The sequence below is a fragment of the Streptomyces sp. DvalAA-14 genome, assembly GCF_900091855.1.
GTDB lineage: Bacteria > Actinomycetota > Actinomycetes > Streptomycetales > Streptomycetaceae > Actinacidiphila.
This window is the reverse complement of sequence record NZ_FMCH01000410.1, coordinates 1-4,725: the sequence shown is the minus strand read 5'-3', so window position 1 is coordinate 4,725 and position 4,725 is coordinate 1. Positions and strand designations below refer to the sequence as shown.

At 73.1% G+C, this 4,725-nt stretch carries 5 protein-coding genes; 2 read left to right on the top strand and 3 right to left on the bottom strand.

Going from position 1 to position 4,725, the window contains the following annotated elements:
• Nucleotides 1-98 precede the first annotated feature (98 nt).
• Nucleotides 99-728, top strand: coding sequence for an ATP-binding protein (locus tag GA0115240_RS21580; protein ID WP_346267965.1), 630 nt, complete (start codon nt 99-101; stop codon nt 726-728).
• A 119-nt stretch (nt 729-847) separates the two neighbouring features.
• Here GA0115240_RS21580 and GA0115240_RS21575 read toward each other — a convergent pair whose 3' ends face one another.
• Nucleotides 848-1,951: a DUF2637 domain-containing protein gene (locus GA0115240_RS21575; protein WP_093738689.1), complete on the bottom strand. Its 1,104-nt coding sequence runs from the start codon at nt 1,949-1,951 to the stop codon at nt 848-850.
• Nucleotides 1,952-2,282: 331 nt separating this feature from the next.
• On the opposite strand from GA0115240_RS21575, the gene GA0115240_RS21570 reads away from it, so the two are divergent.
• Nucleotides 2,283-3,095 carry a GntR family transcriptional regulator gene (locus GA0115240_RS21570; RefSeq protein ID WP_237555089.1) on the top strand — a complete coding sequence of 271 codons (813 nt, stop codon included), beginning with the start codon at nt 2,283-2,285 and terminating at the stop codon, nt 3,093-3,095.
• Nucleotides 3,096-3,247: 152 nt separating this feature from the next.
• On the opposite strand, the gene GA0115240_RS21565 is transcribed toward GA0115240_RS21570, so the two are convergent.
• Complete coding sequence (locus tag GA0115240_RS21565; RefSeq protein ID WP_093738685.1) at nt 3,248-3,997, bottom strand: hypothetical protein; 750 nt, start codon at nt 3,995-3,997, stop codon at nt 3,248-3,250.
• A gap of 249 nt (nt 3,998-4,246) precedes the next feature.
• Nucleotides 4,247-4,725 (bottom strand): PucR family transcriptional regulator (locus GA0115240_RS21560; RefSeq protein ID WP_176725135.1); only part of this gene is annotated, 479 nt, incomplete at its 5' end.

Sequence of the window (4,725 nt, the reverse complement as noted above, 5' to 3'; positions counted from 1 at the left end):
GGAGGGCTCCGAATGTTCGGTGCGGTGAGTTCACGGCCCCTCCCGAGGCAACGGGACATACGACACTGGCGGCGCAACATCCCGGAAACACGCTGGGGATGAGTGCGCCACAGAGTGGCTGCCGGGAGAGGGCGTGTCAAGCCTTCGATCGGCAATACATCGGAGGTATCAACGCGCGCATGGCCGGGGCCGGTTCGAACCGGCCACCGAATTGTGGCGGGTATGACTGGACGGATCCGACGTGGGGCATGCCTACCGCAGACAGAAAGCGCAGACCGGATCGGGGGAAGCAGACGAATATCACGGGGCGCCGGTTACGGCACGCGGTACGGCGGGCCGACCTTCCCGCTGTGTCGGAGACACGGGGACTGCTACGCGACCATCTGAGGAACTGGGGAGTGCCGGCCTTGTCGGACACGGCGGAACTGCTCGCCACCGAACTCCTCACCAACGCACTCCAGCACACCGGCGGCGGCGCGGTGCTCACCGCCACCTTGACGCCGGGGCCCGGACACCGCCTCCGGGTCGAGGTGCACGACTCGCTCACCCGGCGGCCCGGTCCGCCGGCGCCCGGCGCGGTCGCGCGGGCCCTGGCCAGCGGCGAACACGGCACCTCCGGGCGCGGGTTGATCCTCGTCGAGGCGCTCGCCGACTCCTGGGGAGCGCAGGCGCGGGACGGCGGCAAGGTGGTCTGGTTCGAACTTGAGGCCGACGCGGAGGCGGCATGAGCGGGCGCGGAACGACGGGAAAGCGGCATGGCCCGTGGGGAGTTCACCCTCCCGTCAGGGGCCACGCCGCTTTCCCGCGCCTCGACCTGCCCGTCGCGGAAGGGCCGTTGTCCGAAAACTCAGCCGAACTGCCGCTCCAAATCAGACAGTTTGCGCTCCAGTGAATCCAGTCGGGGCAGCGTCATCGTGTCGTCCTCGGCGGTCAGGTCCACGGTGAACGCGGCCCTGGCCATGTCCTGCGCGGACGGCGTGGACGCGGCGGCCTCCGCCTCCTCGCGGACCGGCTGGAGGGCCGGCCGGCCCCGTACCGGAAGCTCGCCGGCCGGGAACTCCGCCGACGCTCCTATGGCAGGCTCCGATGCGGCCTGACCGCCGCCCGCCGCGCTCCCCGCGGGCAGCTCCACCTGGCGACCGCCCCGGCCGCCACCGCGCGGCCACGGGCGGTGCTGCCGGTTGAAGGCCTTGATCCGGGCCCGCTCCAGGCGGTCGTGGTCGCGGCGGCGCAGCGCGTTGTGCTCGCGCTGCCGCTTGTCCTCGCGGACCTCCTCGACCGCCTCGTCCAGCGAGCGCACGTTCTCCAGCAGCATCAGCGACCAGGCGCCGTACGTCTCACGCGGCGCCCGCAGCCAGCGCACCATCCGGATCTGCGGCAACGGGCGTGGCACCAGGCCCTGTTCGCGCAGCGCGGCCCGGCGGGTCTGCTTCAGCGCCCGGTCGAAGAGCACCGCGGCGGACAGCGACATGCCGGCGAAGAACTGCGGCGCTCCGGCGTGCTCTATTCCGCGCGGCGCGTGCACCCAGTTGAACCAGGCTGCGGCGCCGGCGAACAGCCACACCAGCATGCGCGAGCCGAGGGCCGCGTCGCCGTGGCTGGCCTCGCGGACCGCCAGCACCGAGCAGAACATGGCCGCGCCGTCGAGGCCGAAGGGGACCAGGTACTCCCAGCCGTTGGTCAGGCCGAGATTCTGCTGGCCGAAACCGACCAGGCCGTGGAAGGAGAGTGCGGCGGCGACCGCCGCACAGCAGAACAGCAGGACGTAGGAGGCGCTGCCGTAGAAGGCCTCCTTGCGACGGCGGCGCTCCTCACTGCGCTCCCACGAATCCCCCTGGGCATCCGTGCCGGCCATGCGGCGGTTGCGGAGCACGACGACGCAGGCAGCCAGAACGACCAGGCCGACGGCGCCCGAAATCGCCCAGTTCAGCGAAATGTCGGAAAGTCTCATGTGCGAATCCTCGTGTCGCTTCCGTCGCGCTCGGGCCGGACCGGCTTACGACCGACATCATTGCGAAGAGCGCGGATACGTGCAGACGTTATGGCGCAAGAGCACGGCTTCCACGGTGAGTGCTCGAACTCTCGTGCCGGAACAGCTGAGTTGACCGGAATCGTAGCGTGACCGACAACGTCGCATACGCGCGGTGGCCGATTCGCTCGGCCCGGCGGGAGCCGCGGGCGGCCGGAGCGGGACCGGCGGGGCCGGTGGTGGCCAAGAGGCGTGCGGGAGTTGGCCGCGGGAGAGCTGAGGCCGGCCGTGGTGACACCGCCGGGGGTTTAACCTGACGGCGGTAGGCCGACCGGGTGATCGTCGGCGAGCCAGCCCGTCCGGCGCACCGCCGGGCCCGCAGCCGACAGGGAGGGACCCGGTGGACCGAGCCGCGCGCAGCCGGGTCCCGGACCCGCGCGGACCCGGGACGGGCGCGGCCGGGAGCGGATTTCCCGTACGGCGGATGCCGGAGCGGTTCTCGGTACGGGACCAGGTGCTCGCATCGCTGCGGGCCGAGATCATCGGCGGGGAACTCGCGCCGGGATCGGTGCATTCCGCGCCCGCGCTGGCCGCCCGGTACGGGGTCTCGGCCACGCCGGTACGGGAGGCGATGCAGCTGCTGGCCCGCGAGGACGCGGTCGAGGTGCTGCCCAACCGCGGGTTCCGGATCGCCGAGCGCAGCGTGCGCGAACTCGCCGAGCTGGCGGCGGTACGGGCCCTGCTGGAAGTCCCGGTGGTGCTGGCTCTCGCCCGCAGCGTGGCCCCCGGCCGGTGGGAGGCGCTGCGGCCGCTCGCCGCGGCGACGGTGACGGCGGCGGCGCTCGGCGACCGGGCCGCCTACGCGGAGTCCGACCGCGCCTTCCACCGGGCCCTGCTGGAGTTCTCCGGCAATCTCCAGCTCGTCTCGGTGGCCGACGACCTCCACCGCCGCGCCCAGTTCCCGCTGGCCGCCACATCCCACGGCCCGCACTCCCCGAGCCGCCCGGCCGCCCTCCTCGCCGACGCCACCGAGCACAGCGTGCTGCTGGAGGCACTGATCGCGGGCGACGTGGTGACGGTGGAGTCGCTGGCGCGCGAGCACTTTTCCGGTTCCACCTGGGGATAGCGGGGGCGCCGCTGAGCCGCGTGGGGTTCGTGCTTGCCGGATGCCCCGGCGGGGCTGGGTGGGAGGCGTGCGGGGTGCGCTGGGGGTTGCCGCTGAGCCGTCCGCGCGAGGGGTGTTCCGGGGGTGCCCGGGAGGGTGCGGGTGGGGGTTGGTCAGGCTGTGAAGGCGGGGGCGAGCCAGGCGGGGATGCCGCCCAGGAGTTCGTAGAGGCGGGCTGCCTCGGCGTGGAGGCGTTCGGCGGCTTCGTCGGGTTCCACGTCGGCGAGGGAGAGCATCGCCGGGGCGGTGCCGACGAGGTGGCCGAGGGAGACGCGGATGCGCAGGGACTCGGCGAAGCCGTGGCGGGCCTCGGCCAGGTCGCCTTCCGCCGCGGCGAGGCCGGCCAGGTGGCGCCAGGTGAAGGAGGTGAGGAAGGTGTCGCTGTGGGCGACCGCTCCCGCGTGGGCGCGGCGGTAGGCGGCGCGGGCAGCCGCCGGGTTGAGCGCGATGTTCTCGGCGACCAGGCCGCGCCGGAAGTCCAGCAGCGGGCGCCCGGGGGAGCCGGGCGAGAGCAGGGCCGCGCTGCGCCCGAATGCCGAGCGCGCCTCGTCCGCCCGGTCCCGTACCGAGTGCAGCGTCGCCCCGTAGGCGAGAAAGCCCCGCTCGGAGGCGGCCGCGCCGCGCTCCTCGTCGGTGCCGGCCAGCGCCTCGGCCAGGCGCAGCGCGTCCTCCGCCTCGGCCCAGCCCTCCAATTGGTAGAAGCACCCCTCGACCAGCAGCGCCGCTCTGCTCAGCGCCGCCCCCGCGTCGTCCTGGCAGAAGGGCGCGAGCAGTGCCGCCGCCTCGGACCAGCAGCCGCGTGCCCGCAGCCGCCAGACGTCCGGTACCCCGACCACAGATTTCGACAGGGCGGTGTCCGCCACAGCCTCTCCCCCAAGCGCGTCGTCGAGCCAGTGTGAGCAATACCCCAGCAAATGCCTCAGTGCGTCGAGCACTTGTGCGTTCGTGCAGACGGCCGACTGTGCAGTTGTCCGAGAGATGTCCGCCAGTTGACCGCCAGTGGCGGAAGTCCAGCACGCCAAGGGGCCCCGCGCCAAGGGGTCGGAGATCACTTCTTGTGAATGGGATCACTAATGCCCCCGCCTTGACGCGCCCGGCGGCGCCCTGAAGCGTCAGCTCATCCGCAGTGCCAGGAAGAAGTCGAGCTTGTCCTCCAGGCGGGCGAGATCACGCCCGGTGAGCTGCTCGATTCGCCCGATCCGGTACCGCAGCGTGTTGACGTGCAGATGCAGCCGGGTCGCGCACCGGGTCCATGACCCGTCGCATTCCAGGAACGCCTCCAGCGTCGCGATCAGCTCCGCGCGGTGCCGCCGGTCGTACGCCCGCAGCGGGTCGAGCAGCCGGGCGGTGAACGCGCGGCGGACGTCGTCGGGCACGAACGGCAGCAGCAGTACGTGGGAGGCCAGCTCCTCGTGCCCGGCGACGCACACCCGCCCGGGCCGGGCCGCGGCCACCCTGCGGGCGTGCCGGGCCTCCTCGAGGGCGCCGCGCAGCCCCTCGGGGGCGGGCACGGCCGCGCTGAGGCCGACGGTCAGCCGCCCGTCCTCGCCGAGCCCGCGCGACATGGGCCCGCGCAGCGCCGCCAGCAGCC

Coding starts and splice junctions, on each gene's coding strand:
- GA0115240_RS21580 (WP_346267965.1), top strand. CDS start 99: ATGAGTGCGCCACAGAGTGGCTGCCGGGAGAGGGCGTGTCAAGCCTTC.
- GA0115240_RS21575 (WP_093738689.1), bottom strand. CDS start 1,951: ATGAGACTTTCCGACATTTCGCTGAACTGGGCGATTTCGGGCGCCGTC.